Annotated in this window: 24 protein-coding genes; 13 read left to right on the forward strand and 11 right to left on the reverse strand. The window is 73.6% G+C overall.

The window, feature by feature from the left end; translation table 11 throughout:
* Positions 1-184: 184 nt before the first annotated feature.
* Both OG559_RS14775 and OG559_RS14780 read right to left on the reverse strand, forming a co-directional pair.
* Positions 185-1,495: an MFS transporter gene (locus OG559_RS14775; RefSeq protein WP_405116034.1), complete on the reverse strand. Its 1,311-nt coding sequence runs from the start codon at positions 1,493-1,495 to the stop codon at positions 185-187.
* An 81-nt stretch (positions 1,496-1,576) separates the two neighbouring features.
* A complete protein-coding gene (locus OG559_RS14780; protein WP_405116036.1) occupies positions 1,577-2,956 on the reverse strand; it encodes an MDR family MFS transporter in 1,380 nt (459 codons plus the stop codon).
* 151 nt (positions 2,957-3,107) lie between these two features.
* Between OG559_RS14780 and OG559_RS14785 the strand changes: the two genes are divergently transcribed.
* A complete protein-coding gene (locus OG559_RS14785) occupies positions 3,108-3,875 on the forward strand; it encodes a phosphoglyceromutase (RefSeq protein WP_396670436.1) in 768 nt (255 codons plus the stop codon).
* Positions 3,876-3,936: 61 nt separating this feature from the next.
* On the opposite strand, the gene phoU is transcribed toward OG559_RS14785, so the two are convergent.
* Entirely contained in the window at positions 3,937-4,590 is a 654-nt protein-coding gene (gene phoU, locus OG559_RS14790; protein WP_405116039.1) for a phosphate signaling complex protein PhoU, read from the reverse strand.
* Positions 4,591-4,802: 212 nt separating this feature from the next.
* On the opposite strand from phoU, the gene OG559_RS14795 reads away from it, so the two are divergent.
* Both OG559_RS14795 and OG559_RS14800 read left to right on the forward strand, forming a co-directional pair.
* Positions 4,803-6,104, forward strand: coding sequence for a sensor histidine kinase (locus tag OG559_RS14795; protein ID WP_405116041.1), 1,302 nt, complete (start codon positions 4,803-4,805; stop codon positions 6,102-6,104).
* A gap of 22 nt (positions 6,105-6,126) precedes the next feature.
* Positions 6,127-6,810: a response regulator gene (locus tag OG559_RS14800; RefSeq protein ID WP_396670433.1), complete on the forward strand. Its 684-nt coding sequence runs from the start codon at positions 6,127-6,129 to the stop codon at positions 6,808-6,810.
* 60 nt (positions 6,811-6,870) lie between these two features.
* Here OG559_RS14800 and OG559_RS14805 read toward each other — a convergent pair whose 3' ends face one another.
* Positions 6,871-7,677: a hypothetical protein gene (locus OG559_RS14805; protein WP_405116043.1), complete on the reverse strand. Its 807-nt coding sequence runs from the start codon at positions 7,675-7,677 to the stop codon at positions 6,871-6,873.
* 74 nt (positions 7,678-7,751) lie between these two features.
* Here OG559_RS14805 and OG559_RS14810 point away from each other — a divergent pair, with 74 nt between their 5' ends.
* Both OG559_RS14810 and OG559_RS14815 read left to right on the forward strand, forming a co-directional pair.
* Positions 7,752-8,696, forward strand: coding sequence for a Ppx/GppA phosphatase family protein (locus OG559_RS14810; RefSeq protein WP_405116045.1), 945 nt, complete (start codon positions 7,752-7,754; stop codon positions 8,694-8,696).
* Positions 8,697-8,771: 75 nt separating this feature from the next.
* The gene (locus OG559_RS14815; protein WP_405116047.1) at positions 8,772-9,578 is read left to right on the forward strand and encodes a sugar phosphate isomerase/epimerase family protein; all 807 of its coding nucleotides are present in this window, start codon (positions 8,772-8,774) and stop codon (positions 9,576-9,578) included.
* A 56-nt stretch (positions 9,579-9,634) separates the two neighbouring features.
* On the opposite strand, the gene OG559_RS14820 is transcribed toward OG559_RS14815, so the two are convergent.
* From OG559_RS14820 to OG559_RS14830, 3 genes are read right to left on the reverse strand one after another with little or no spacing between them, the layout of a single operon-like run.
* Entirely contained in the window at positions 9,635-10,207 is a 573-nt protein-coding gene (locus tag OG559_RS14820; protein WP_405116049.1) for a CGNR zinc finger domain-containing protein, read from the reverse strand.
* A 19-nt stretch (positions 10,208-10,226) separates the two neighbouring features.
* Positions 10,227-11,393, reverse strand: a complete 1,167-nt coding sequence (locus OG559_RS14825) for a glutathionylspermidine synthase family protein (protein ID WP_405116051.1) — start codon at positions 11,391-11,393, stop codon at positions 10,227-10,229.
* A gap of 1 nt (position 11,394) precedes the next feature.
* Positions 11,395-11,664 carry a hypothetical protein gene (locus tag OG559_RS14830; protein ID WP_405116053.1) on the reverse strand — a complete coding sequence of 90 codons (270 nt, stop codon included), beginning with the start codon at positions 11,662-11,664 and terminating at the stop codon, positions 11,395-11,397.
* Positions 11,665-11,773: 109 nt separating this feature from the next.
* Here OG559_RS14830 and OG559_RS14835 point away from each other — a divergent pair, with 109 nt between their 5' ends.
* Both OG559_RS14835 and OG559_RS14840 read left to right on the forward strand, forming a co-directional pair.
* Entirely contained in the window at positions 11,774-12,694 is a 921-nt protein-coding gene (locus OG559_RS14835; protein ID WP_405116055.1) for a proline dehydrogenase family protein, read from the forward strand.
* Positions 12,695-12,756: 62 nt separating this feature from the next.
* On the forward strand, positions 12,757-14,061 hold the full coding sequence (locus tag OG559_RS14840) for a hypothetical protein (protein ID WP_405116057.1): 1,305 nt from the start codon (positions 12,757-12,759) through the stop codon (positions 14,059-14,061).
* Here the strand turns inward: OG559_RS14840 and OG559_RS14845 are convergent.
* Positions 14,037-15,038, reverse strand: coding sequence for a helix-turn-helix transcriptional regulator (locus OG559_RS14845; protein WP_405116059.1), 1,002 nt, complete (start codon positions 15,036-15,038; stop codon positions 14,037-14,039). The two genes, OG559_RS14840 and OG559_RS14845, sit on opposite strands and share 25 nt — an antisense overlap.
* Positions 15,039-15,100: 62 nt before the next feature.
* Here OG559_RS14845 and OG559_RS14850 point away from each other — a divergent pair, with 62 nt between their 5' ends.
* From OG559_RS14850 to OG559_RS14875, 6 genes are all read left to right on the forward strand, one after another.
* Positions 15,101-15,688: a DinB family protein gene (locus OG559_RS14850; RefSeq protein WP_405116061.1), complete on the forward strand. Its 588-nt coding sequence runs from the start codon at positions 15,101-15,103 to the stop codon at positions 15,686-15,688.
* Positions 15,685-16,146 carry a VOC family protein gene (locus tag OG559_RS14855; protein ID WP_405116063.1) on the forward strand — a complete coding sequence of 154 codons (462 nt, stop codon included), beginning with the start codon at positions 15,685-15,687 and terminating at the stop codon, positions 16,144-16,146. The genes OG559_RS14850 and OG559_RS14855 overlap by 4 nt, the downstream gene beginning before the upstream one ends.
* 536 nt (positions 16,147-16,682) lie before the next feature.
* On the forward strand, positions 16,683-16,892 hold the full coding sequence (locus tag OG559_RS14860) for a helix-turn-helix domain-containing protein (RefSeq protein WP_007465625.1): 210 nt from the start codon (positions 16,683-16,685) through the stop codon (positions 16,890-16,892).
* A gap of 233 nt (positions 16,893-17,125) precedes the next feature.
* On the forward strand, positions 17,126-17,227 hold the full coding sequence (locus OG559_RS14865) for a 30S ribosomal protein bS22 (protein WP_007465623.1): 102 nt from the start codon (positions 17,126-17,128) through the stop codon (positions 17,225-17,227).
* 119 nt (positions 17,228-17,346) lie between these two features.
* A complete protein-coding gene (locus OG559_RS14870; protein WP_405116065.1) occupies positions 17,347-18,420 on the forward strand; it encodes an NAD-dependent epimerase/dehydratase family protein in 1,074 nt (357 codons plus the stop codon).
* 194 nt (positions 18,421-18,614) lie between these two features.
* The gene (locus tag OG559_RS14875; protein ID WP_396670755.1) at positions 18,615-19,499 is read left to right on the forward strand and encodes a lysophospholipid acyltransferase family protein; all 885 of its coding nucleotides are present in this window, start codon (positions 18,615-18,617) and stop codon (positions 19,497-19,499) included.
* A 92-nt stretch (positions 19,500-19,591) separates the two neighbouring features.
* Here OG559_RS14875 and OG559_RS14880 read toward each other — a convergent pair whose 3' ends face one another.
* From OG559_RS14880 to OG559_RS14890, 3 genes are all read right to left on the reverse strand, one after another.
* Positions 19,592-20,467, reverse strand: coding sequence for an HAD family hydrolase (locus OG559_RS14880; RefSeq protein ID WP_405116067.1), 876 nt, complete (start codon positions 20,465-20,467; stop codon positions 19,592-19,594).
* Between the two features lie 200 nt (positions 20,468-20,667).
* Positions 20,668-21,561: a DUF5667 domain-containing protein gene (locus OG559_RS14885; RefSeq protein ID WP_405116069.1), complete on the reverse strand. Its 894-nt coding sequence runs from the start codon at positions 21,559-21,561 to the stop codon at positions 20,668-20,670.
* Between the two features lie 371 nt (positions 21,562-21,932).
* Complete coding sequence (locus tag OG559_RS14890) at positions 21,933-22,895, reverse strand: ECF subfamily RNA polymerase sigma factor, BldN family (protein ID WP_405116071.1); 963 nt, start codon at positions 22,893-22,895, stop codon at positions 21,933-21,935.
* Positions 22,896-23,409 lie beyond the last annotated feature (514 nt).

Here is a 23,409-nt window from a genome sequence, read left to right on the forward strand (position 1 = left end):
CGAGGTGGACGCTTTGCGCGTTCCTGAACCCGGCCGCCGCCCCTTCTCGGCCCGCGCGCCGGACCCGCATGGCCCGCATGATCGTCTGCTGGATACCGACACGACACGCCGGGCCCGCTGTCGCGCAACGACAGACGATCATGAAACGGCGCACGACGCACGCGGCGGTCTTCGTTTGTCTGGGTTAGTTGGTGGCCGGGGGGCTGCCGGCTCCAGCGGCGGCCCTGGCCAGGGGCTGCCCTTCCCCGTTCCGCAGGACGGCCACGTGGCGTTCCCGAGGCGGGCCGGCCAGGAGGTGGCCCCCGGCGGCCAGCAGGCCCAGCGCGCCGACGATCAGCCAGTGCAGGTCGCCGAGGTGCTGGAGGCTGAGCCCGCCCAGGGCCGGCGCGACGAACGACGCCGCCGGGAAGGCCAGGTAGAACACCGACTGGTAGCGGGCGCGCAGCTCGGGCGGGGCGAGGTCGGCGTTGATCTGTGCGTTCGGTGGGGCGGCGAGCATCGAGCCGGCCGTCCAGACCACCGCGGCGGCCAGGTACGCGGGCAGCGTCCCGGCGAAGGCCAGGGCGCCGAAGCCGAGGGCGAGCAGCGTGGTCGACGCGGCGAGCACGACGCCCTTTCGGTACCGGTCGACCAGCCGGGGCACGAAGAGTTGGCCGAGCACGATCAGGGCACCGCCGAGCGCCACCACCGTCCCGTACGCCGACGGCCCCAGCCCGTCCGCGCGCATCGCCAGGGGCATGATCGTCGAGGTCTGCATGGTGAGCACGGCCAGCACGAAGGTGAGCCCGACGAAGACCAGGAACGTCCGGTCGGTGAGCGCGGTGTGCAGCCCGGGCTGGCGCGGCCTCCGGGCGCCTCCCGTCCGGGCGGTCCGGTGGCCGTCCGGGGACCGGGCGGCCCGGGTGCGGGCGAGGGTCTCGGGGACCTTCCACCAGATCACGACGGCGGCGGTCAGGGTGGCTCCCGCGTCGACCAGGAACAGCGCCAGGAAGCTTGCCTCGGCGAGCAGGCCGGCCAGCAGCGAGGCCACGGCCATGCCCAGGTTGAACGCCCAGAACTGGAGGTTGAACGCGCGGGAACGGCGGTGCTCCGGCACCACGTCGACGATCGCGGCGACGAAGGCCGGGCTGGGCATGGAGTGCACCACCCCGACCAGGGCGGCCAGCGCGGCGATGGCAGCCAGGTGCCGGCTGAAGGCCAGCCCGACCATCAGCCCGGCGGTGGCCAGGTGCGCGGCGAGCAGGGTGGCCCGCCGCCCCCACCGGTCGGCCAGCACCCCGCCGAGCAGCACGCCAACCGCGCCGCCGGCCCCGTAGGCCCCGACCACCGCGCCGGCCAGCGCGGCGCTCGCCCCGCGCGCCTCGGCCAGGTACAGCGGCAGGAAGAGCATGGCGAACGCGCCGGCCCGGTTGATCAGCAGACCTGCCCAGAGGTACCAGAACGTGGCGGGGAGACCGCCTGCGGAGTCATGCCACCAGCGCCGCAGGGGATGCATCCGACCTCCCGGTAAAGCTTGTTGACCATGCCGGCGTCGACGGTAGGAAAGCCAGGGCCGGGCGCGCCAGCGTGTTCCTGGTCACCGGGTCGGGGCGGCCCGGTGGTTCCGGTCGGGCTCCGGGGCGTACCCGTCGGTGGCGGACCCGACCGGCTCGGCGGGCGCGGTGGCTGCGGCCTCGGCCGCCTGTGGCGCCGGGGGCCGGATGACGGTGACCGGCTCGACCGGCGCGGCCGGCGGGCGCAGCGCGACGGCCCGCCGCTCCCGGGCCGGGCCGGAGACCAGGTGGCCGACCGCCATCACCGCGCCGAGCGCCGCGCAGCCCAGCCAGAGCGCGCCGTTGCCGGCCTGCTGCCGGACCAGGCCGCCGAGCAGCGGGGCGGCGGCCCCGGCGAGCTGCCAGGACAGCGAGAACACCCCCTGGTACCGGCCGCGCAGGTCGGCGGGGGAGAGCTCGGCGATCAGGGTGGAGTTGGACGGCGAGTTGAGCATCTCGCCGACGGTCCAGACCAGCACGGTCAGCGCGTAGAACCAGGCGACGTCCGCGAAGGCGGTGAGCCCGAAGCCGACCCCCATCACCACGGCGGCCAGGGCGAGCACGTGTGAGCGGCTGCGCCCCCGGATCAGCCGGGGGACGAAGAGCTGCCCGGCCACGATCAGCACCCCGTTGAGCGCGATCACGGTGCCGTAGGTGGACGGGCTCAGGCCGTCGTCGCCCATGGCGATCGGCAGCATCGAGATGTGCTGGAGGAAGACCAGCGCGCCGAGCAGGTTGAGCGCGACGAAGCCCAGGTACACCCGGTCGGTGAGGATGGTGCGCAGCGCGCCCCGGGGACGGGCCGCCTCGGCGGCGAGCGTGACCGCGACGGCCGAAACCCGGGTCTCTCGCACCTTGACGAAGATGATCACGGCGGTGGCCAGGGTGGTGATCGCGTCGATCACGAACAGCAGCAGGTAGCTGGCCTCGGCGGCGAGCCCGGCGAGGATCGCGGCGCTGGCGAAGCCGAGGTTGATCGCCCAGTAGTTGAGCGAGAACGCGCGCAGCCGGTCCCGCTCCGGGACGACGTCGATCATCATGGCGCCGAACGCCGGCCGGGCCGCCTCGGCGAACAGGCCGAGCAGCAGCGCGCCGACGGCGACCGCCCAGAGTTCCCGGGCGAAGCCGAGGGCGAGCATCATGCTCGCCGCGCCGAGGTGGGCGGTGAGCAGCGTAGGTCGCCGGCCCCACCGGTCGGCGAGCGTCCCGCCCAGCGTGGTGCCGACCGCGCCGCCGACGCCCCAGAGGCTGAGCACCAGGCCGGCTGCGAGCTCGTCGAAGCCGCGCTCCTGGGTGAGGTAGATGGCCAGGAAGATCAGGACGAACGAGCCGAGCCGGTTGATCAGGGTGCCGGCCCACAGGTACCAGAAGGTTCTCGGCAGTCCGCCGGTGGTGTCCCGGAACCAGCCCCGCATCGTCCGCACGCTCGCGCCCCCGCCTCGGTAATGACCGACCTATCTAAAGCGCCTTACAACCTAGTCTCGCCCGTGATCGCTGGTCACCAGCTTTTCCACGTGGTGGTCGTCACCGCCCGTCCCCGCGTGTCCGCCGGAGGCGTACGGCAGGATGATCGGCATGACTGCGAGCGAAGGGCCCACCATCGGGACGCTGGTCCTGCTGCGGCACGGCGAGAGCGACTGGAACGCGAAGAACCTCTTCACCGGCTGGGTCGACGTCGACCTGACCGCCAAGGGTGAGAACGAGGCGCGGCGCGGCGGCGAGCTGATGCGCGAGCACGGCCTGCTGCCGGACGTGGTGCACACCAGCGTGATGCGCCGGGCGATCCGCACCGCCGAGCTGGCGTTGAACGCCGCCGACCGGCACTGGATCGCGGTGCGCCGGTCGTGGCGGCTCAACGAGCGGCACTACGGCGCGCTGCAGGGCAAGGACAAGAAGCAGACCCTGGACGAGTACGGCGAGGAGCAGTTCATGCTCTGGCGCCGGTCGTACGACACGCCGCCGCCGCCGATCGCCGACGACGACGAGTGGTCGCAGGTCGGCGACCCCCGGTACGCGCTGCTGCCGGCCGAACTGATGCCGCGCACCGAGTGCCTCAAGGACGTCGTCGAGCGGATGCTGCCGTACTGGTACGACTCGATCGTGCCGGACATCCTGGCCGGCCGGACGGTGCTGGTGGCCGCGCACGGCAACTCGCTGCGCGCCCTGGTCAAGCACCTCGACCAGATCAGTGACTCCGCGATCGCCAAGCTGAACATCCCGACCGGCATCCCGCTGCGCTACGACCTGGACCCGCACCTGCGCCCGCTCACCCTGGGCGGGACGTACCTCGACCCGACCGCCGCCAAGGCCGCGGCCGCCGCGGTCGCGAACCAGGGCCGCTGACGACGTCGGAAGGGGCCCCTTCCGACGCATCGTGCGCGGCAGGGGCCCCTTCCGGACCGGCTCACTCGGCCGACGCGGCGGGCTCCCCGGTGATCAGGTAGACGACGCGCTCACCGGCGTTGACCGCGTGGTCGGCGAACCGCTCGTAGAAGCGGCCCAGCAGGGTGGCGTCGATCGCCGTCTCCACCCCGTACGGCCAGTCGTCGCCGAGCAGCACCGCGAACAGGCTCTTGTGCAGGTCGTCCATCGTGTCGTCGTCGCGGTCGAGTTCGGCGGCGAGCTCGGCGTCGGGCGCGGCCAGCACCTTGCCGATCTTCTCGGCCATCCGGTCGGCGATCGACGCCATGTCGGTGAAGACCGTCCGCAGCTCCGCCGGGACCGCCGGGGACGGGTGCCGGCGCAACGCGGTCTTCGCCACGTGGTCGGCCAGGTCGCCCATCCGCTCCAGGTCGGCGGCGACGTGCAGGGCGGTGATCATGGCCCGCAGGTCGGAGGCGACGGGCGCCTGCCGGGCGAGCAGGTCGCAGACCCGCTCCTCGACGTGCCGGTAGAGGTCGTCGATCTCGGCGTCCCGCTCGATCACGGTCTCGGCCGCCTGACGGTCGGCGGTGAGCAGGGCGCGGGTGGCCTCGCGCATGGCGGCACGGATGGCCTCCGCCATGTCCACCAGCAACCGGCTGACGATCTGGAGGTCGGCCCGGAACTCGTCGCGCATCATCACGTCCTGTGGTCGGTGGTCGCCGGCCCGGCGGTCCGGGCGTCGGCGCAGGGGTCGAGCAGGTGCGCGACCACCGTAGGTCGGGGGAGATGCCCGGAGGTGAACGCCGGTGAACGGCGCGGGACCGAGGAGTGAACATTGCCGGAAGCGAGGGCGCTTCATCCCGTTTATGGCGATACCCCGGTGAACAATGACCCTACGATCGCCGGGTGGAATGGGCGGTGACGGCGGCAATTGTCGTGGCGCTGGTGGCCGGGCTGGCCATCGGGGCGCTGCTGCCCCGGCTCGTGGGGGCGTGGCGCCGCCGCGGCCCGGCCGCCGGGGGCAGCGGGTTCGGCCGCCTGCTCCGGACCTGGGGGAGGCCCGCGATGGTCGACGATCAGCAGACCGTCCTGTCCAGCCTCGGCCGCCGGACGGTGGACTCGCTGCGCGCCGGCGTCGTGGTGCTCGACACCGACGACGTGCCGGTACTGGTCAACCCGGCGGCCCGGGCGATGGGTCTGCTGCGCGCCGGGGCCACCCCCGGCACGATCGCCGCGCACCCGCTGATCCGTACGCTGGCCGGGCAGGTGCGCCGCACGGGCGCGCGGCGCGAGATCGAGCTGGACCTGCCGCGTGGCCGCGACAACGCCGGACCGGGCCCGCTCGGCGTGCACCTGCGGGCGATGGCGGTCGGCGGCGGGCACGTGGCGGTCGAGGCGGCCGACGTCACCGAGTCGCACCGGCTGGCCCAGGTCCGCCGGGACTTCGTGGCCAACGTCAGCCACGAGCTGAAGACCCCGATCGGGGCCCTGCAACTGCTCGCCGAGGCGCTGTTGGACGCCACCGAGCCGGCCGGCGCGGCGGCCATCGACCTCCCCGAGGACCTGGTCGCCGCCCGCCGGTTCGCCGAGCGCATCCAGCACGAGTCGACCCGGCTGGGCCGGCTGGTGCAGGAGCTGCTGGAGCTGACCCGGCTCCAGGGGGCCGAGCCGCAGCCCGCGCCCGAGCCGGTCGCGGTGGACTGGGTGGTCGCCGAGGTGCTCGACCGTACCCGCACCAGCGCCGCCGCCCGCCGCGTCGAGGTGATCATTGAGGGCGAGCGCGGGCTGACCGTGTACGGCAGCGACTCCCAGATCGCCACCGCCGTGGCCAACCTGGTCGAAAACGCCGTCAACTACTCGGGCGAGGACACCACGGTCCGGGTCACCGCCCGGGCCGACGGCGAACACGTCGCGATCTCCGTCGCCGACCAGGGGATCGGGATCGCGCCGACCGACGTGGAGCGGGTCTTCGAACGGTTCTACCGCGCCGACCAGGCCCGGTCCCGGGCCACCGGCGGCACCGGGCTGGGCCTGGCCATCGTCAAACACATCGTCAGCAACCATGGCGGACGGGTCGAGGTGTCGAGCACTCTGGGGGGTGGGTCGACGTTCACCCTCCGGCTGCCCGCCCGTCCACCGGACGACCTCCTGCCGACAACGCCGTCCGGTGGGATCGAGGCCGGCCCGGCCGAGCTCCGGCAGGCCTGACCGCGATGAAAGGACAAATCTGTTGAGCCGCGTTCTGGTGGTCGAGGACGAGGAGTCGTTCTCCGACGCCCTGTCGTACATGCTCCGCAAGGAAGGCTTCGAGGTCTCGGTCGCGGCCACCGGCCCGGCAGCCCTCACCGAGTTCGACCGGACCGGCGCCGACATCGTGCTGCTCGACCTGATGCTGCCCGAGATGTCCGGCACCGAGGTGTGCCGGCAGCTCCGCCAGCGCTCGCACGTGCCGATCATCATGGTCACGGCGCGGGACAGCGAGATCGACAAGGTGGTCGGCCTGGAGATCGGGGCCGACGACTACGTCACCAAGCCGTACTCGCCCCGGGAGTTGGTCGCCCGCATCCGGGCGGTGCTGCGCCGGCAGAGCCAGGAGGCGACCGACTCGGGCACGCCGACCCTGACCGCCGGCCCGGTGCGGATGGACATCGAGCGGCACGTGGTCACCGTGGACGGGGGCAGCGTGCAGCTTCCGCTCAAGGAGTTCGAGCTGCTGGAGCTGCTGCTGCGCAACGCCGGCCGGGTGCTGACCCGGGGGCAGCTCATCGACCGGGTCTGGGGGGCCGACTACGTCGGCGACACCAAGACCCTGGACGTGCACGTGAAGCGGCTGCGCTCGAAGATCGAGCCGGAGCCGTCCGCGCCGCGGTTCATCGTCACCGTCCGCGGACTGGGCTACAAGTTCGAGCCGTGACCGGGCCGGGCCCCGCGCCGGGGAGCCCCGACGTGCCGGCCGGCTGACCGCCGCCGGGCCTCAGCCGCTGGCCGGGTGCGGGGCGACCTGGCCCTGGCGGAGCCGGGCCGCGCACAGCTCGGCGAGCTTCGCGTACGCGGGCGCGCCGATCAGCGCGGTCAGCTCCGGGCCGTACGAGACGTACATCGACTCGGCGCCGACGTGCGCGTCCGTCGACGAGGTGCACCACCAGTCCAGGTCGTGCCCGCCCGCGCCCCAGCCCCGGCGGTCGAACTCGGTCAGGGTGGAGATCAGCACCTTGGTGTTGTCCGGGCGCTTGTGCCACTCCTGGTCCCGCCGGACGGGAAGCTGCCAGCAGACGTCCGGCTTGTACTCCAGCGGGTGCACCCCGTCGCGCAGCGCCTGGGCGTGCAGCGCGCAGCCGCCGCCGGCCGGGAAATCGGCGTCGTTGAGGAACACGCACGGGGCGTCGACGTCGCGGGTGGCGGTGCGTCGGGCGGGGTTCTCTCCGTCGATGGTGTCGTCGGAGGTCCAGTTCCTGAACCCGCGCCGGAAGTGCTGCCAGGTTCCCGGGGTGAGCCGCCTGACCGCCGCGCGGACCCGCTTCTCGTCGTCCGGGTCGGTGAAGAACGCGCCGTGCGAGCAGCAGCCGTCGGCGGCCCGGCCGGCGACGATGCCGTGACAGCCCTTGCCGAACACGCACGTCCAGCGGGACAGCAGCCAGGTCAGGTCGGCCCGGACCACGTGCGTGGCGTCGGCCGGGTCGACGAACTCGATCCACTCCCGCGGGAAGTCCAGCCCGACCTCCCGGTTGCGCGGGTCGTCGGGATCGTCGACCAGGGCCCGGATCTCGATCTGGCTCGTCACCCGGCCCAGCGTACGCCCGGTCGCCCGGTCCCACCGGCGAGCCGACGATCCGGCCAGGCCCTACTGTCTTGAGCATGCGACTGGGAGTCCTCGACGTCGGGTCCAACACCGTGCACCTGCTGGTGGTCGACGCCCACCACGGCGCGCACCCCTGGCCCGCGCACTCCGAGAAGGTGGTGCTCCGGCTCGCCGAGCAGATCGGCCCCGACGGCGCGCTCACCGAGGCGGGGGCGGACGGCCTGGTCAAGGCGGTGGGCGCGGCCCGGGCCGCCGCCGCCGGGCTGGACGCCGCCGACCTGATCGCGTTCGCCACCTCCGCCGTGCGCGAGGCCACCAACGCGCAGGAGGTGCTGGCCCGGGTGCGCGACGAGACCGGCGTACGCCTGGAGGTGCTCTCCGGCACGGACGAGGCGCGGATGACGTTCCTCGCGGTGCGGCGGTGGTTCGGCTGGTCGGCCGGGCGGCTGCTGGCGCTGGACATCGGCGGCGGCTCGCTGGAGATCGCCGCAGGCATCGACGAGTACCCGGACGTCGCGGTGTCCCTCCCGCTCGGCGCGGGCCGGCTGACCCGCGACCGGCTCCGGGTCGACCCCGACAGCGCGGTCCCGCCGTCCGCCGAGGCCGTGGAGGAACTCCGGGAGTACGTCGACGGGCTGCTCGACCCGGTGGCGGAGAAGATGGCCGAGATCCGCTGGGAACGCCCGGTGGCCACCTCGAAGACGTTCCGCACGCTGGCCCGGCTGGCCGGCGCGGCCCCGTCCGGTGCCGGGCTCCGGGCCCGGCGCAGCCTGACCCGGGACGGCCTGCGGCAGGTGCTCGGCTTCGTCCGGCACATCCCGCCGCGCCACCTGTCCGAGCTGGAGGGGGTGAGCGTCGGGCGGGCACACCAACTGCTGGCCGGGGCGGTGGTGGCCGAGGCGGTGATGCGCCGGCTCGACGTGCGGTCGCTGGAGATCTGCCCGTGGGCGCTGCGCGAGGGAGTCATCCTGCGCCGGCTGGATCAGCTCACGCCGATGTGAGAAACCGTGGCGTTACGCGGTGGTTTGCGACCGCTCGTCACGATGCCGCAACCGGACCGGGCTACGCTGGCTGGTGTGACTTCCCGCGTGCCGGTGCTCCTGTCCACTTCCTCGGTCTTCCCTGAGCGGACCGCGGCGGCGTTCCAGTTGGCCGCGGCGCTCGGCTACGACGGCGTCGAGGTGATGGTCTGGACCGACGCCGTGAGCCAGGACGCCGGCGCGCTGCGCGGCCTGGCCGAGCACTACGGGGTGCCGGTGCTCTCCGTCCACGCGCCCTGCCTGCTGGTCACCCAGCGGGTGTGGAGCCCCGACCCGTGGGAGCGGCTGCGTCGGGCCGGCGAGCTGGCCGAGACGCTGGGGGCGCCGACCGTCGTGGTGCACCCGCCCTTCACCTGGCAGCGGGACTACGCCCGCAACTTCGCCGACGGGCTGGCGACCATCGCCGAGGAGTTCGACGGCCTGCGCTTCGGGGTGGAGAACATGTACCCGGTGCGGATGGCCGGTCGGCAGTTCGTCCCGTACGTGCCGGGCTGGGATCCGACCGAGACCGGCTACCCGTCGTACACGCTCGACCTGTCGCACTGCGCCGCGTCGCACACCGACTCGCTGGAGATGGCCGACCGGATGGGCGGTGCCCTGGCCCACGTGCACCTCGGCGACGGCACCGGCGAGGGGCGCGACGAGCACCTGGTACCGGGGCGAGGCACGCAGCCCTGCGCCGAGCTGCTCCGGTCGCTCGCCGGGCGCGGTTTCACCGGCTCGGTCGCCGTGGAGGTCACCACCCGGGGCGCGAAGAGCCGCGCGGTCCGCGAGGCCGACCTGCGCGAGGCCCTGGAGTTCGCCCGCGCCCACCTCACCGCCCCGTCCCCGGTCGACGCCTGACCCACCCCGGCGCGGCCGGTTCCCCGCCCCGAGCCGCCGATGGCCGGCGGGTCGGGTCAGCTCACCGGGCTGAGGGCCTCGTCGGCCGGCGCGGCGACCTGCTCGCCGATCGCCGCGCGCTTGCGGGCCCGGTGCGCGGCCACGTGCGAGCGGGTCGCGCAACGCTCCGAGCAGAACCGCCGGCAACAGTTCGACGAGGTGTCCAGGTAGACGTTGCCGCAGCGCTCGTCGGCACAGACCCCGAACCGGGCGCTGCCGTACTCGCAGAGCCAGACCGAGAGCCCCCACGCGGCGCCGGCCAGGTACTCCGCGCTCACCGACGCGCCCCGGCTGGTCACATGCATGTGCCAGTCGCTGGAGTCGTGGCCGGAGATGCGCGGCTGAACCGGGTACGCCTCCAGCAGCGTGTTCAGCTCGGCCACCGCCTGGACGTCCCGCCCGGAGGTGCCGTAGTCGAAGATGTCGCGCAGGCGCTTCTGTGCCCGCCGGAAGATCGCGAGGTCCCGCTCCGCGACCTCGTCGCGCATCCACGCGTTCTCGTCAGGGAAGATGGCCCGCAGGTCGTCGAGGTCGTCCAGTCGGGCGTTGACGAGGTCAACCCCGGTCCGGGCGTACGCGTCGAAGTTCACGCCTTCAACCGTAGACGACTCAGGGGAGTCGCGGTGTATCGATGTAGTGCGGCAGGAACCGGGCGTAGCCGTCGGTGATCAGACTCCGGCTCTCCCGGACCCCCGCGCCGGCCGGCTGCCCGTCGACGATCCAGCTGCCCAGCACCACGTGGTTGCCGGCGAACTCCGGCAGGGCCCGGAACTCCTGGTAGCAGAAGCCCTCGTCGCCGTAACTGCCCGGATTGGTGATCTCCTTGCCGCCGGTGACGATCCGCACCGAGCCGCCCTCCCGGCCGAGCAGCGGCTTGGCCACGTACTCGGTCATGCCGCGCGGCGAGTCCAGGTATGCCGGCAGCAGGTACTCGTGGCCGGGGTACAGCTCCCACAGCACGGCGAGCAGCGCCTTGTTGGACAGCAGCAGCTTCCACGCCGGCTCGATCCAGGTGGTCGGGGTGCCCGGATCCAGCGCCAGCGGGCCGTACGGCTCGGCGAGCATCCACTCCCAGGGGTAGAGCTTGAAGCAGGTGGTGACCGGCCGGTCGGCGGCGTCGACGAAGCGCCGGCCGTCCCAGCCGACGTCCTGGATCGGCAGCAGCTCCGCCGCGAGCCCGGCCTGCCGGGCCGTCTCGGCCAGGTACCCGGCGGTGATCTGGTCCTCGCCGGACTCCTCCTCGTTCGACCAGGCGACGTGCACCTGCTTGTCGTGCAGGTCGGCGCCGAACCTCGCCCAGGCGGCGACGAGCCGCTCGTGCAGGCTGTTCCACTGGTCCGCCTCGGGGCGGGTCTGCTCCAGCCAGAACCACTGGACGATGCTCGCCTCGACCAGCGAGGTCGGGGTGTCGGCGTTGTACTCCAGCAGCTTCGGCGGCCAGGTGCCGTCGTAGCAGAGGTCGAAGCGGCCGTAGAGGCTCGGCGGCGCCTCGCGCAGCGACCGGGCCACCGCCTCTGTCGCCCAGGCCGGGATGCCCAGTTCGGCGTACCGGTTGCGGGCCACGATGTGCTCGGCGGCGGCGACGGACATCCGGTGCAGCTCCGCGGTCGCCTCCTCCAGCCGGAGCACCTCCTCCAGGCCGAAGACGTACGCTGCGGTCTCGTCCCAGTACGACATGATCCCGCCGTCGGGCAGTTCGGTGTCGATGTAGACCAGGCCCTGCGAGCGGACGGTGGCGTCCCAGTCCGGGCGGGGGGTGACCGCCTCGCGCCGCACGTCAGCCCCCGCAGGAGGCGAGGTGGGTGCCGAACCCCCCGCGCTCCGGCACGGCCGCCGTGACCGGCCCCGAGTCGGTGCGGGTGGCGGTGGCGTTGGCCGGCACGTTCATCGCCAGCGCCACGGTCGTCCCACCACCGACCGGCCCGAGCGCGCAGTCGTCATCGTCGTCGGAGGACATGTTGCAGCCGGAGAGGGTGAGCGCGAGGGCGGTCAGCGCGCCGAGCTGCACGGTGGCCGACCGGAGTCGGCGTCGGGGACGTTCTTCCACGTGGATTGTTGTAGCCGATCCGCGCCACCTCGGCAGCCCCGGGGCGCGGGGTCGACGTACGGTGCCCGCCTCCCGGCGCGGGGACACGCCCGGGCGTTACCCTCGGCTCATGCTCCGTTCCGTCATCCTTGCCGCCTCCCGGTCATCCCAGGTCGAGCGGCTCGTCGCGACGGCCCCGTTCACCCGGGACGTCGTCCGCCGTTTCGTCGCCGGCTCCGGCACCGACGACGCGTTACGCGCGACCCGCGAACTCGTCGCGAACGGCCTCGCGGTCACCCTCGACAACCTCGGCGAGGACACCGTCACCGGAGAGCAGGCCACCGCGACCCGGGACGAGTACCTGAGGCTGCTGAGGCTGCTCTCCGACGCCGGGCTCACCCCCGCCGCCGAGGTCAGCGTGAAGCTCTCGGCGCTCGGCCAGATGTTCGACGAGCAGCTCGCGTACGACAACGCGCGGGCGATCTGCGCGGCGGCGGACGAGGCCGGCACCACGGTCACCCTGGACATGGAGGACCACACCACCACCGACTCGACCCTGGACGTGCTGGCCAGGCTGCGCAAGAGCTTCCCGTCGACCGGCGCGGTGCTCCAGGCGTACCTGCGGCGGACCGAGTCGGACTGCCGGGAGCTGGCGTCGGTCGGGTCCCGGGTGCGGCTGTGCAAGGGGGCGTACAAGGAGCCGGAGTCGGTGGCGTACCAGTCCGCCCGCGAGGTGGACAAGTCGTACGTGCGGTGCATGAACATCCTGATGTCCGGCGACGGGTACCCGATGCTGGCCACCCACGACCCGCGCCTGGTCGCCATCGGCGAGGACCGGGCCCGCTGGTTCGACCGGGGGTCCGACCGCTTCGAGTTCCAGATGCTCTACGGCATCCGGCCGGAGGAGCAGGCCCGGCTGGTCGGCGAGGGCTACCGGGTCCGCACCTACCTGCCGTACGGCACCGACTGGTACGGCTACCTGATGCGCCGGCTCGCCGAGCGCCCCGCCAACCTGGCCTTCTTCGGCCGGGCCCTCGTCTCGAAGAAGTAGGCGGGCCCGGAGGGAAGTGGCGGCGCTCGCCCGAACGGCCCGGAGGTCGTAACCTTCGGCGGGTGACCGATGGGCTGGACAGGTGGGACGAACCGCGGCGACGCAAGCCGTGGCCGCTCCTGGTCGCCCTCGGCGTGGTCCTCCTGCTGCTCACCTGCGGCCTCCCGGCCGTGTTGCTGGTCGGCGTCCTGCACGAGGCCGCCGGCCGGTCCGTGGTCGGCAAGCTCGGGCCCGCCGCCGCGGCCGACCCCGCCACCCTGGCGGCCGGTCAGCTCGGCGAGCGGATCGCCGCCCAGCTCGACCGACAGGCCACCGCCCTGCTCGGCGGTGACCGGGCCGGGTTCCTCGCCGTCGCCGAGCCGGCCGCCCACCCCGCCCTCACCCGCCGGTACGGCGCCCTGCGGGCGCTGCGGGTCACCGTCTGGAGGCCCGAGCAGACCGGCCTGCCGACCCTGGTCCCCGGCCGGCCCGACGAGTGGCGGATCGTGGTCCGCTTCCAGTACTGCCTCGTGGTGCCCGGCTGCCGGCCGAGCCCCGTGCTGATCGGCACCCGGTGGCGCGACGCCCCCGGGGCGCCCCTGCTGGTCGCCATGGAGGAGTCCCGGTCCGTCGAGACCGGCACCCGGCCGTGGGAGGTCAGCGACCTGGTGGTCGCGGTCGGTCCGCGTACCGTCGTGGCCACCACCCCGGCGCTGCGCGGGAAGCTGCCCGGCCTGCTCCGCCAGGCCGAGGCGGCGGCCCGGGTCGCCGACGGGTACGCGGTCGGGGGCGCGCCGCCCGACCGGTACCGGGTCTTCTACGCCGGCCGCGCCGAGTGGCTGAGCTGGTACGGCGGCGGCCGGGCGACGTGGACCGGCGGGTACGCGGTCACCGTCGGCGGTGGCCACTACGAGGTGGTGCTCAACGCCGACGGACTTTCCGCCACCGGCGCTGACGACCTGCTCCGGCACGAGCTGACCCACGCCGCGTCCCTGCCCGAGCGCGGTTACCCGGGCACGTCCACCTGGTGGCTGGTGGAGGGGATCGCCGAGTACGCGGGCTCCGGCGCAACGCCGGTCGGCCGGTACGAGGGGCTGGCCAAGGTGCGCGGGATGCTCGCCCCCGGCGGCGGCTGGAACGGCCGGCTGGACGACCTGGCCCCGGCCGACGACGCCCCCGCCCAGCGGGTGGGTGGCAGCTACGGCGTCGGCTACCTGGCCGTGCGGCACCTCGTCGACCGGTTCGGCGAGCAGCGGTTCCTGGAGTTCTTCAGGGCGGTGGTGCACGACCGGCGGACGCCGGAGAAGGCGTCCGTGCAGGCGTTCGGCGAGCTCTGGGCGGGGCTGCACGACGAGTGCGTCAACTACGCCCGTTCGGCGGCCGGCTGACCGTGCCCGCCGGGCAGGCCACCGGCCGACAGCAGCCGCTCCGCCAGCGCGCGACAGCGGCTCCCGAGCTCCGGGGGGTCGAGCACCGTGAAGTCGTGCCCCAGCAGGAGCATGTGGATGAGCACGAAGTCGAGGCTGCCGGCGCCACTGAGCACCTCGCAGAGCTCGCTCCCGCGCCGTCGTACGACGGCCGCCGACGCCGGTATCTGCGCGCGCACCGTGTCGGCCGACGCGTGCACGAGGAAGCGCGCCTGGTGCGGATAGGCCCGGCTCGCCACACCCTCCTGCACGTACGTCGCCGCATCGGGCGCCGCGCGCGGGCGGAAGCGCCAGGTCCGTGCCGACACCTCGGTCATCCGGTCGACGCGGAAGCTGCGCCAGTCGTCCCGGTCGAGGTCGTAGGCGAGGAGGTACCAGCGCCGGTCGGAGGCGACCAGGCGGTAGGGCTCGACCCGCCGCCGCGCCTCACTCCCGGTCGGGTAGTCGAAGCCGGCCTCGACCCCGTCGCGGCAGGCTCTGGCGAGCGTCATGAGCACCTCGGGGTCGACCGGCGGGCGGCCGCCGCCGAAGGACTCCACCGAGCCGGAGAGCGCACGCACCTCGTGCCGCAGCCGGCCGGGCAGCACCTGGTCGAGCTTGGTCAGCGCCCGGAGTGCGGCGTCGCCGGCGCCGGCGACCCCGCCACCCGCGCCGGCGAGCAGCGAGACCGCGGTGGCGATCGCCTCCTCGTCGTCGAGCAGCAGCGGCGGCAGGTTCTGCCCCGGGCCGAGCCGGTAGCCGCCGCCGACCCCCTGGCCGGCATGCACCGGATAGCCGAGCGTGCGCAGCCGCCCCACATCACGCCGTACGGTGCGCGGCGTGACCCCGAGCCGGGCGGCGAGCTCGGGGCCGGTCCAGACCTGGCGTTGCTGCAACAGCCCGAGCAGGGTGAGCACCCGCTCCGTCGTACCCCGCTCGTCACCGCGCGCCACGCCCATGTCGCCCACCTTGTCACGGATAGCGGACCGATCCTGTCCGCCAGGGGTGTCAGGGTGACTTCATGGACGCGAACACACTCGACTGGAACCGGACGCTGCGCGAGCAGTTCGAGTTCCACTGGAACCATCAGCTCCGAGCCCGGCTCGCCGGCCTCACCGACGACGAGTACTTCTGGTCGCCGGTGCCGGACGCCTGGAGCGTGCGCCCGCGCGGCACCTCGACCGCGCCCGTGCATGCCGGCGCCGGGGACTTCACGATCGACTACGCCTTTCCCACGCCGGTCCCCGCGCCGTTCACCACGATCGCCTGGCGGCTCGGCCACGTCCTCGTCGGCGTGCTCGCCGCGCGCAACGCCGCGCACTTCGGCGCGCCGGTGGCGTCGTACGAGACCTGGGAGTACGCCGGCAGCGCGGCCACCGCGCTCGACCAGCTAGAGGCCCAGCTGGACGTGTGGCTGGCCGGGGTGCGCGACCTCGGCGAGGCCGGGCTCCGGGTGCCGGTCGGCGCGAAGGAGCCCTTCCCCGAGTTGCTCATGGCCGATCTGGTGCTGCACATCCACCGCGAGCTGATCCACCACCTGTCCGAGGTCTGCCTGCTGCGCGACCTCTACCCGCATTCGGAATCCGCTACGGACGGAGCAATCCGATGAGCCGCCACATCCAGGTCACCTTCGACGCCCACGACCCTCGGGCGCTGTCGTTCTTCTGGCGCGAAGCGCTGGACTACGTCCATCCCGGCCCGCCCGGAGTCGACCTGCCCGAGGACGCCGACCCGCTGGCCGCGTGGGACGACTTCCTCGCGCGGATCGGCGTGCCGGAGGAGCAGCGCAACACGAGTTCGGCGATCGAGGATCCGGACGGGCGCGGCCCACGGATCTTCTTCCAGCGGGTGCCGGAGGACAAGGTCGCCAAGAACCGCGTCCACCTCGACGTCCGGGCGGCTCCCGGCCTGCGGGGGGAGGAGCGGATGGCGGCGCTGGAGGTCGAGTGCGACCGGCTCGCCGCGCTGGGAGCGACGCGGGTACGTCGTTACGAGCCCGATCCCCCGATGGGCGCCGGCTTCATCGTGATGACCGACCCCGAGGGCAACGAGTTCTGCCTGGACTGATGCAGCTCAGCCGTGGTCGCGGGAGCCGAGGTCAGTCCTGCGGCCGAGGTGTGGCCCGGCGGTGGCGAGGTGCCCCAGCCCCCGTGATCGACCGCTGTCGGGGCGGCCGGGTGGGCCTGCGACACTAGGCGCGCTCCCAGCGCGGAGCCCTGGTGCGCGTCCGGAAGCGGGCCAGGGCACCCGTCCGGTGGCTCCGGTGGCGCCGCCGGAGCCACCGGACGCCTTCCGCGCTCGCAGGCGGCCGCAGGTGCAGGCGGCCGTAGCACCGTGTCACTGACGTCGCGGTCGCCGGGGGCGGGGACGCCCCCATGTCGCTGACATCGAGTCGATCATGGGCGGGCGGGACGGCGGGCTCGTCCGGGCGGAAAATGCCAGGTGGCCGGCCGGGAAACGACCATCCGGCATGATCAGTTGTGGGAAGGGATCGCGCCGGTCACAGCCGTCCCGCTACCGTACTGGTAACACGCGCGTAGCCCGTCCTGGCGGGAGCATCCCGTCCGGCGGCACGCGCCGGGCATGGGATGGGTCGGTGAGCCATGGCCGGGTCACAGTCCGACGGTCGGCTGTCGGAGGTCAAGTTCCTCACCGTCGCCGAGGTGGCGACGGTGATGCGGGTGTCCAAGATGACGGTCTACCGTCTCGTGCACAGCGGTGAACTGACCGCCGTGCGGGTCGGCCGGTCGTTCCGGGTGCCCGAGCACGCGGTGCACGAGTACCTGCGGGGCGCCTTCCAGGAGACCGCCTGATCCGTCCGTTTGATCCGTTCCCGGCCACCCGGCCGGATGCGACGTAACGGGCATCGACGGGGGCGCGTTGGCCCTGTTGACGCTCTCCGGCTACCCTGGACCGGACCGTGACCTGACACCGGTGCGCCCCGCCCGCCAGTCGGTCCGGTCCGTTGTCCGCAAGCGGTCGTCGGCGCCACTGCGTGGTGTCATCCGGTCCGCCCCGCACGTTGCAATCGAAAGGCTGTCGTCGTATGGGCTCGGTGGTCAAGAAGCGTCGCAAGCGCATGGCTAAGAAGAAGCACCGCAAGCTGCTGCGCAAGACCCGCGTCCAGCGTCGCCGTCTCGGCAAGTGACCCGATGCCGGGCCCTGGCCCGGCATCGCGTCGCTTGCCAACTGTCGACCCTCGGAGGCTCAGGTGATCAGGCCGCGGTTCCCCCGGCTCGATCTCCCCTGCCGAGGTAGGTGCACGACATGACCCCCGGTGGCACCCCAGGTGCCCCGGGGGTGGTTGTCGTCACCGGCACCGGCCGCTACCTCGGCGCCCACGTGGCGGCCCGCCTCGCCGCCGACCCGCGGATCGAGCGGGTGATCGGCGTCGACCCGGCCGATCCGAACCCGGAGTTGGCCGGCCTGCTCGGCGGCGTCGAGCTGATCCGGATCGACCTCGACTCCCTCGGCAGCCTCCTCGCCGACCTCGACGTCGACGCCGTCGTGCACCTGGCCCTCGCCACGGCCCCCGACCAGCAGCAGGGCGGGCGGTCGGCGATGAAGGAGCAGAACGTCATCGGCACCATGCAGCTCCTCGCCGCCTGCCAGCGGGCGCCCCGGCTGCGCAAGCTCGTGGTCCGCTCGTCGACCGCCGCCTACGGGGCCTCGTTCCGCGACCCGGCGGTCTTCACCGAGGAGACCGAGCCGCGCGAGGTGCCGCGCGGCGGCTTCGGCCGCGACATCCTCGACATCGAGGGGTACGTCCGCGGCTTCCGCCGCCGCCGTCCCGACGTCACCGCCACCGTGCTGCGGTTCGCGCCGTTCATCGGCTCCACCGCCGACACCACGCTGACCCGGTACTTCTCCCAGCCGTTCGTGCCCACGGTGTTCGGGCGGGACCCCCGGCTGCAGTTCGTGCACTTCGACGACGCGCTGGAGGTGCTGCACCGGTCGGTCGCCGAGGACCACCCGGGGACGTACAACGTGGCAGGGCCGGGCGTGCTCGCCCTGTCCCAGGCGATCCGGCGGGCCGGCCGGGTGGGCGTCCCGGTGCTCGAACCGGGCCTGTCCGGGGCCGCCGCGATGGCCCGCAACCTCGGCTTCGGCCGGTACGGCCTGGACCAGGTCGACCTCTTCGTGCACGGCCGGGTGGTCGACACCTCCGCGCTGAAGCGCGAGTACGGCTTCACGCCCCGGTCAACCGTCGCCGCGTTCGACGACTTCATCCGCGCCCACCAGGGCGGGGTGGTGGTCACCCGGGAGTACCTCGCCGCCGCCGAACGGGCCGTCCTCGACGGCATCCGCCAGGTGCGCGCGGCCGTACGGGAGCAGCCGTGAGCCGGCCGGACGAGCAGGGCGGGAGGGCTGGGGCCAACGGCCGGTACGACCCACCGCCGGTCCTGGCCGGCCAAAACGGGGAACCGGCGCGGCGAAACGGCCGTCACCCGATCCCGGACGCAGCCCTGACCTCGGACGCCGAACCGGCCCCGGGCGCCGTCCCGGCCCCGGACGCCGTCTCGACGGGTGAGCCGGTGGCTTCCGGGCCGCGGGAGCCGGCGGTCCCGGACGGGCCCGGCGACGTGTGGGACCGGCGGGTCGCGTCCGGGCTGGCGTTCCTGCGGCGTCGGTTCTCCGGCGACTACCCGGTGGACGAGTTCGGCTTCGACCCGGACCTGACCGAGTCGGTCTTCCACCCGCTGCTGCGGATGCTCTACCGGGACTGGTTCCGCACCGAGGTCACCGGCCTGGAGCACGTCCCGGCGGACGGGGCCGGCCTGGTGGTCGGCAACCACTCCGGCACGGTGGCGCTGGACGCGCTGATTCTCTCGGCAGCCCTGCACGACCAGCACCCGGCCCACCGCTACCTGCGGCTGCTCGGGGCCGACCTGGTCTTTCGGATGCCGGTGCTCTCCGCGGTCGCCCGCAAGACCGGTGGGACGGTCGCCTGCAACCCGGACGCCGAGCGGCTGCTCGGCTCCGGCGAGCTGGTGGGCGTCTTCCCCGAGGGGTTCAAGGGCGTCGGCAAGCTCTACTCCGACCGGTACAAGCTGCAACGCTTCGGCCGGGGCGGGTTCGTCTCGGCGGCGCTGCGCACCGGCACCCCGATCGTACCGGTGGCCATCGTGGGCGGCGAGGAGATCTACCCGATGCTCGCCGACATCAAGCCCCTCGCGCGGCTGCTCAAGCTGCCGTACTTCCCGGTCACGCCGACGTTCCCGTGGCTCGGCCCGCTGGGGATGGTGCCGCTGCCGAGCAAGTGGCTGATCGAGTTCTGCCCGCCGATCCCGACCGCCCACCTCACCGACTCCGCCGACGACCCGCTGGTCGTGTTCAACCTCGCCGACCAGGTGCGGGAGACCATTCAGCAGACCCTGCACAGCCTGCTGGAGCGCCGCCCCGACCCCTTCGGTCCCTGACCGCCCGGCCCCCTCTCAAGGCGTTGCTCAAGAGGTTTGCGTCATCCCACGAGGGACTCTTGCCGCAAACCTCTTGATCAACCTGGGGTGGGTCAGTGGGCGTGGCGGCGGCGGTGCAGGGCCAGGCCGGCGCTCACTGCGCCGGCCAGCACCCCGGCCGCTGCCGTCGACGGCAGGGCGATCCTGGCCGCCCGCCGGCCGGTGCGGAAGTCCCGTACCTCCCAGCCCTGCTGCCGGGCCTGCCGCAGCAGGGCGCCGTCTGGGTTGATCGCCACCGCCCGGCCGACCGTGGAGAGCATCGGCAGGTCGTTGGCGGAGTCGCTGTAGGCGGAGCAGCGGGACAGGTCCAGCCCTTCGACCTCGGCGAGTTGGGCCACCGCCTCGGCCTTGGCCGGGCCGTGCATCAGGTCGCCGACCAGCCGGCCGGTGTACGCGCCGTCGACCACCTCGGCAACCGTGCCGATCGCCCCCGTCAGGCCCAGCCGGGCCGCGATCACCCGGCCGATCTCGACGGGCGCGGCGCTGACCAGCCAGACCCGCTCGCCGGAGTCGAGGTGTCGCTGCGCGAGGCGGCGGGTGCCGGCCCAGATCCGGGGGGCCATCAGCTCGTCGAAGATCTCCTCGGCGAGCCGTTCCACGTCGTCCACCCGCCAGCCCTCGACGAAGGCCAGCGCGGCCTCCTTGGCCTGCGACATGTCCCCGGCGTGCTCGGTGGCGAGCACCCGGAACCGCAGCTGCCGCCAGGCGAACCGGGCCAGGTCGCCGGTGGTGAAGTACTTCCGGGCGGCGAGCCCGCGGGCGAACCAGTAGATCGACGCGCCCTGCATCATCGTGTTGTCCACGTCGAAGAACGCGGCGGCACCCGGGTCGGGGGCGATCGGGGTGGCCGGCGCGGCCTCGGTCTCCGCCCAGCCGGCTGTGTGACCGTGGCGGTCGGTGCTGACTGTCACCTTGCGGGTACGGGCCACGCGACCTCCCTCGCTCGACGACCACGACCAGTGCCTACCGCGAGAGTAACCGGGCCGGGTGGCCCCCCCGGCCCGTCGAGCGGGAACTGTGGCGCACAATGCCCGTCCGCTGGTGAGAGGCCCTGTCGGCACCCCGTGGCGGGCTGGGCCGGGGGCCGCGAACCGAGGGCCGTCGCGCGGTGGCGCGGTGGGGTGGTGGCTCAGCGGTCGCCGGGACAGGCCGCAGGGGTCGGGCCGAGCGCGTCGCTGCCGGCCGGGGCGGGCAGCTCGCAGTCGATGGCCGCACGCAGCGCGTCAGAGCGCTTCCGGATCGCGTCGAGCAGGGCGAGCGACCGGCGGACCCGGTCCCGCTCCGCCCGGCTGGCCCCGTCGAGCAGGTCGCCGACCGCCCGGCGCTGCCCGGCGACGAAGGTGTTCACCGCGTCCAGGCCGGCCGGGTCGGTGCGCTGCGCGGCGGCGCTGGTCAGCAGCCGTACGCCCTGGCGGCTGTCCGAGTCCATGTCGTCGAGGACGGCCTCGAACCCGAGCCGGTCCCCGCGCAGCGCGGCGGCCTCGTCGAGCCGGGTGCGGGCGAAGTCGAGGAAGAGCTGGCCCCGGCTGAGGTTCGAGCTGGCCAGCGCGAGCTGGGCCCGTTCCGTGGAGCGCTTCATGCCGTACAGGGCGTCGCCGGGCACCGCGTTCTCGCTGGCGGCGGAGATGCCGGAGACGGCGATGGCGCCGGCGGCCACCCCGACCAGGATGGCGCCCCGGGCGCGGGCCCGGCGGGCGGTCACGGCGGGCAGGAACGAGCCGCGCTGCCCGGCGCCGACCGCGCCCCGGTGGCCGGCAGGCCCCGCCTCGGTCGACCCGGTCGCCGTGACGCCGATACCCTCCCGCTCGGCCGTGGCGACGAGCATCGCCCGCAGCCCGGTGCGGAAGCCGGTGTCGATCTCGACGGTCGGGGGATCGGCGCTGAACTGCCGGCTGACCGCGACGAGCGCGGCGAGCTGGTCGTCGGCCCGGGACCTGACGTGGTGACGTCGGCCGCCGTTGGCTTCGTCGAGAAGCTGCGCGAAGCGCTCGGCGCGCCGGCGGGAGAAGAGGTCACTGTCCACCGCAGGCACCTCCTCTCGCTGGTCACGGCCGGTCGGCCGCTGTCCTCACCAGCGACCGGCGGCAGCGCGCGCCGACGAACGAAAGGCCGTGGTCGGCCGCGCTGTCCGGACCGTGGGGCCCGGGGATGCCGGGGCAACCACCGGTCGCACCCGGAGAAACGCTCCGCGCCGGGCACGGGTTACGGGGCCGGCGGGAGCGAAACCACGAAGAGTGATGGTCGTCACGCCGCAGTGAGCGTCGATCCATCGTCCGGGGGCGGGTGAGCAGGGCAGCTGTCGCTGCCGCGGGTGTCGACCGGCAGCCCTACGTGCCGCGGCGGCCGGGTCGGTGCCGACCGGGGAACCGGGTCGGGCTCGCCGCGGCGGTCGGATCAGGGCTGGAAGCCGTCCGGCAGGAGCCGGGCCAGGGCCCGGACCGCCCGATACTGCAAAGCCTTGATCGCGCCCTCGTTCTTGCCCATCGCCCGGGCGGTCTCCGCGACCGAGAATCCCTGGAGGAACCGCAGCACGATGCACTCCTGCTGCTCCGGGTTGAGCTGCTTCACGGCGGTGAGCAGCGCGACGTTGGTGATGTGCTCGACGACGGCAGCCTCCGGGCTGCCCTCCGGCCCGCGGTCCTCCCGGTCGGCGTCCAACACGTCGCCGGTGGTGACCTCCAGCCGGTACCGCCCGGACTTGAAGTGGTCGGCGACCAGGTTCCGGGCGATGGTGACCAGCCACGCGCCGAGGTCCCGGCCCTGCCACGTGAAGCTGCCGATCCGCTTGAGGGCACGCAGGAACGTGTCGGAGGTGAGGTCCTCGGCGAGCTGTCGGTTGCCCACCCGGAAGTAGACGAAGCGGAAGACCGTGTCCACGTACCGGTCGTAGATCAGCCCGAACGCCTCGGACTCGCCGGCCTGGGCGCGCTCGATCAGCGTCCAGACCTCCGTGGCCGGGTCGGACGGGTCGGGCCGGCTCGGGTAGCCGGTCGACGTGCCGCCAGGCCCGGCGGGTGGCCCGGCCGGTGGCCCGGCGGGCACCGCCGGCAGTACCGCGGTCTCGGTCGCCGCCGGGTCGGTCGCCGATGGCGTGTCGCCGGTGCGCCGGCCCTGGGCCGGCATCATCGGCCTGGCCGGCGAGGCGACCCGGCCCCCATTGCCCCCGGGCGCGGCCGGGCGAGGTGGGGCCTCGTTGTGGTGTGAGCGGTTGGGCAGGCGTCTGGACGCCCCGTCGCCGCGCACGGGTTGGCTCCACATGTCGTCCGAGCCGCGCGGCGCGCCCAGTCGTTCGTTGAGGGCGGCGCGGGCCGCCCCGGCCAGCCCGCCCGGTCGCTCTGCGTAGCCGAAACTGGTCACCGTGCCTCCCCGGTCCGGTCCCACGCCGGCCGCCGGTCCGCCGCCGCGCGGGCGGGGCCATGGTGGTCGGGCAGGGTCCTTCCGGGACATGCCGACGGGCGGCAGATCCCATTGAGGTGCTGGTCCAATGCACTCACAGGCACGGGGGCCTCCTCGGGCTGAGGGGTGTCGACTCACGGCAAATGGGGTGAGCCGACCCGAGTGATGATAGGGCCAACGTCACCCGCGCGTGGCAAGTCCGTTACACAGAGCGGAAGTATTTCCCGACCCGTCGCACCGATGGCGGACCGGTTGTCCGTCGCGTGTGGTTGACTTTCGCCCGAGGAGCTGGTCCGCAATGGAACCCCAGGTCACCGGGCTGATGCCGGCCCCTCCGGCAGGCCCCCGGACGGCGTGCGGCCGGGCCGGCGCGACGATGCCGGCGAGGCCCGGACGCGGCGTCGGGCCCGGCTCGGGCAGGGCCGGTTGGCGGAGGCTACGCCAGACTCTGCCACCGTGCAGGACGTAGCCGACG

Source organism: Micromonospora sp. NBC_01405, from assembly GCF_045040155.1.
Taxonomy (GTDB): domain Bacteria; phylum Actinomycetota; class Actinomycetes; order Mycobacteriales; family Micromonosporaceae; genus Micromonospora.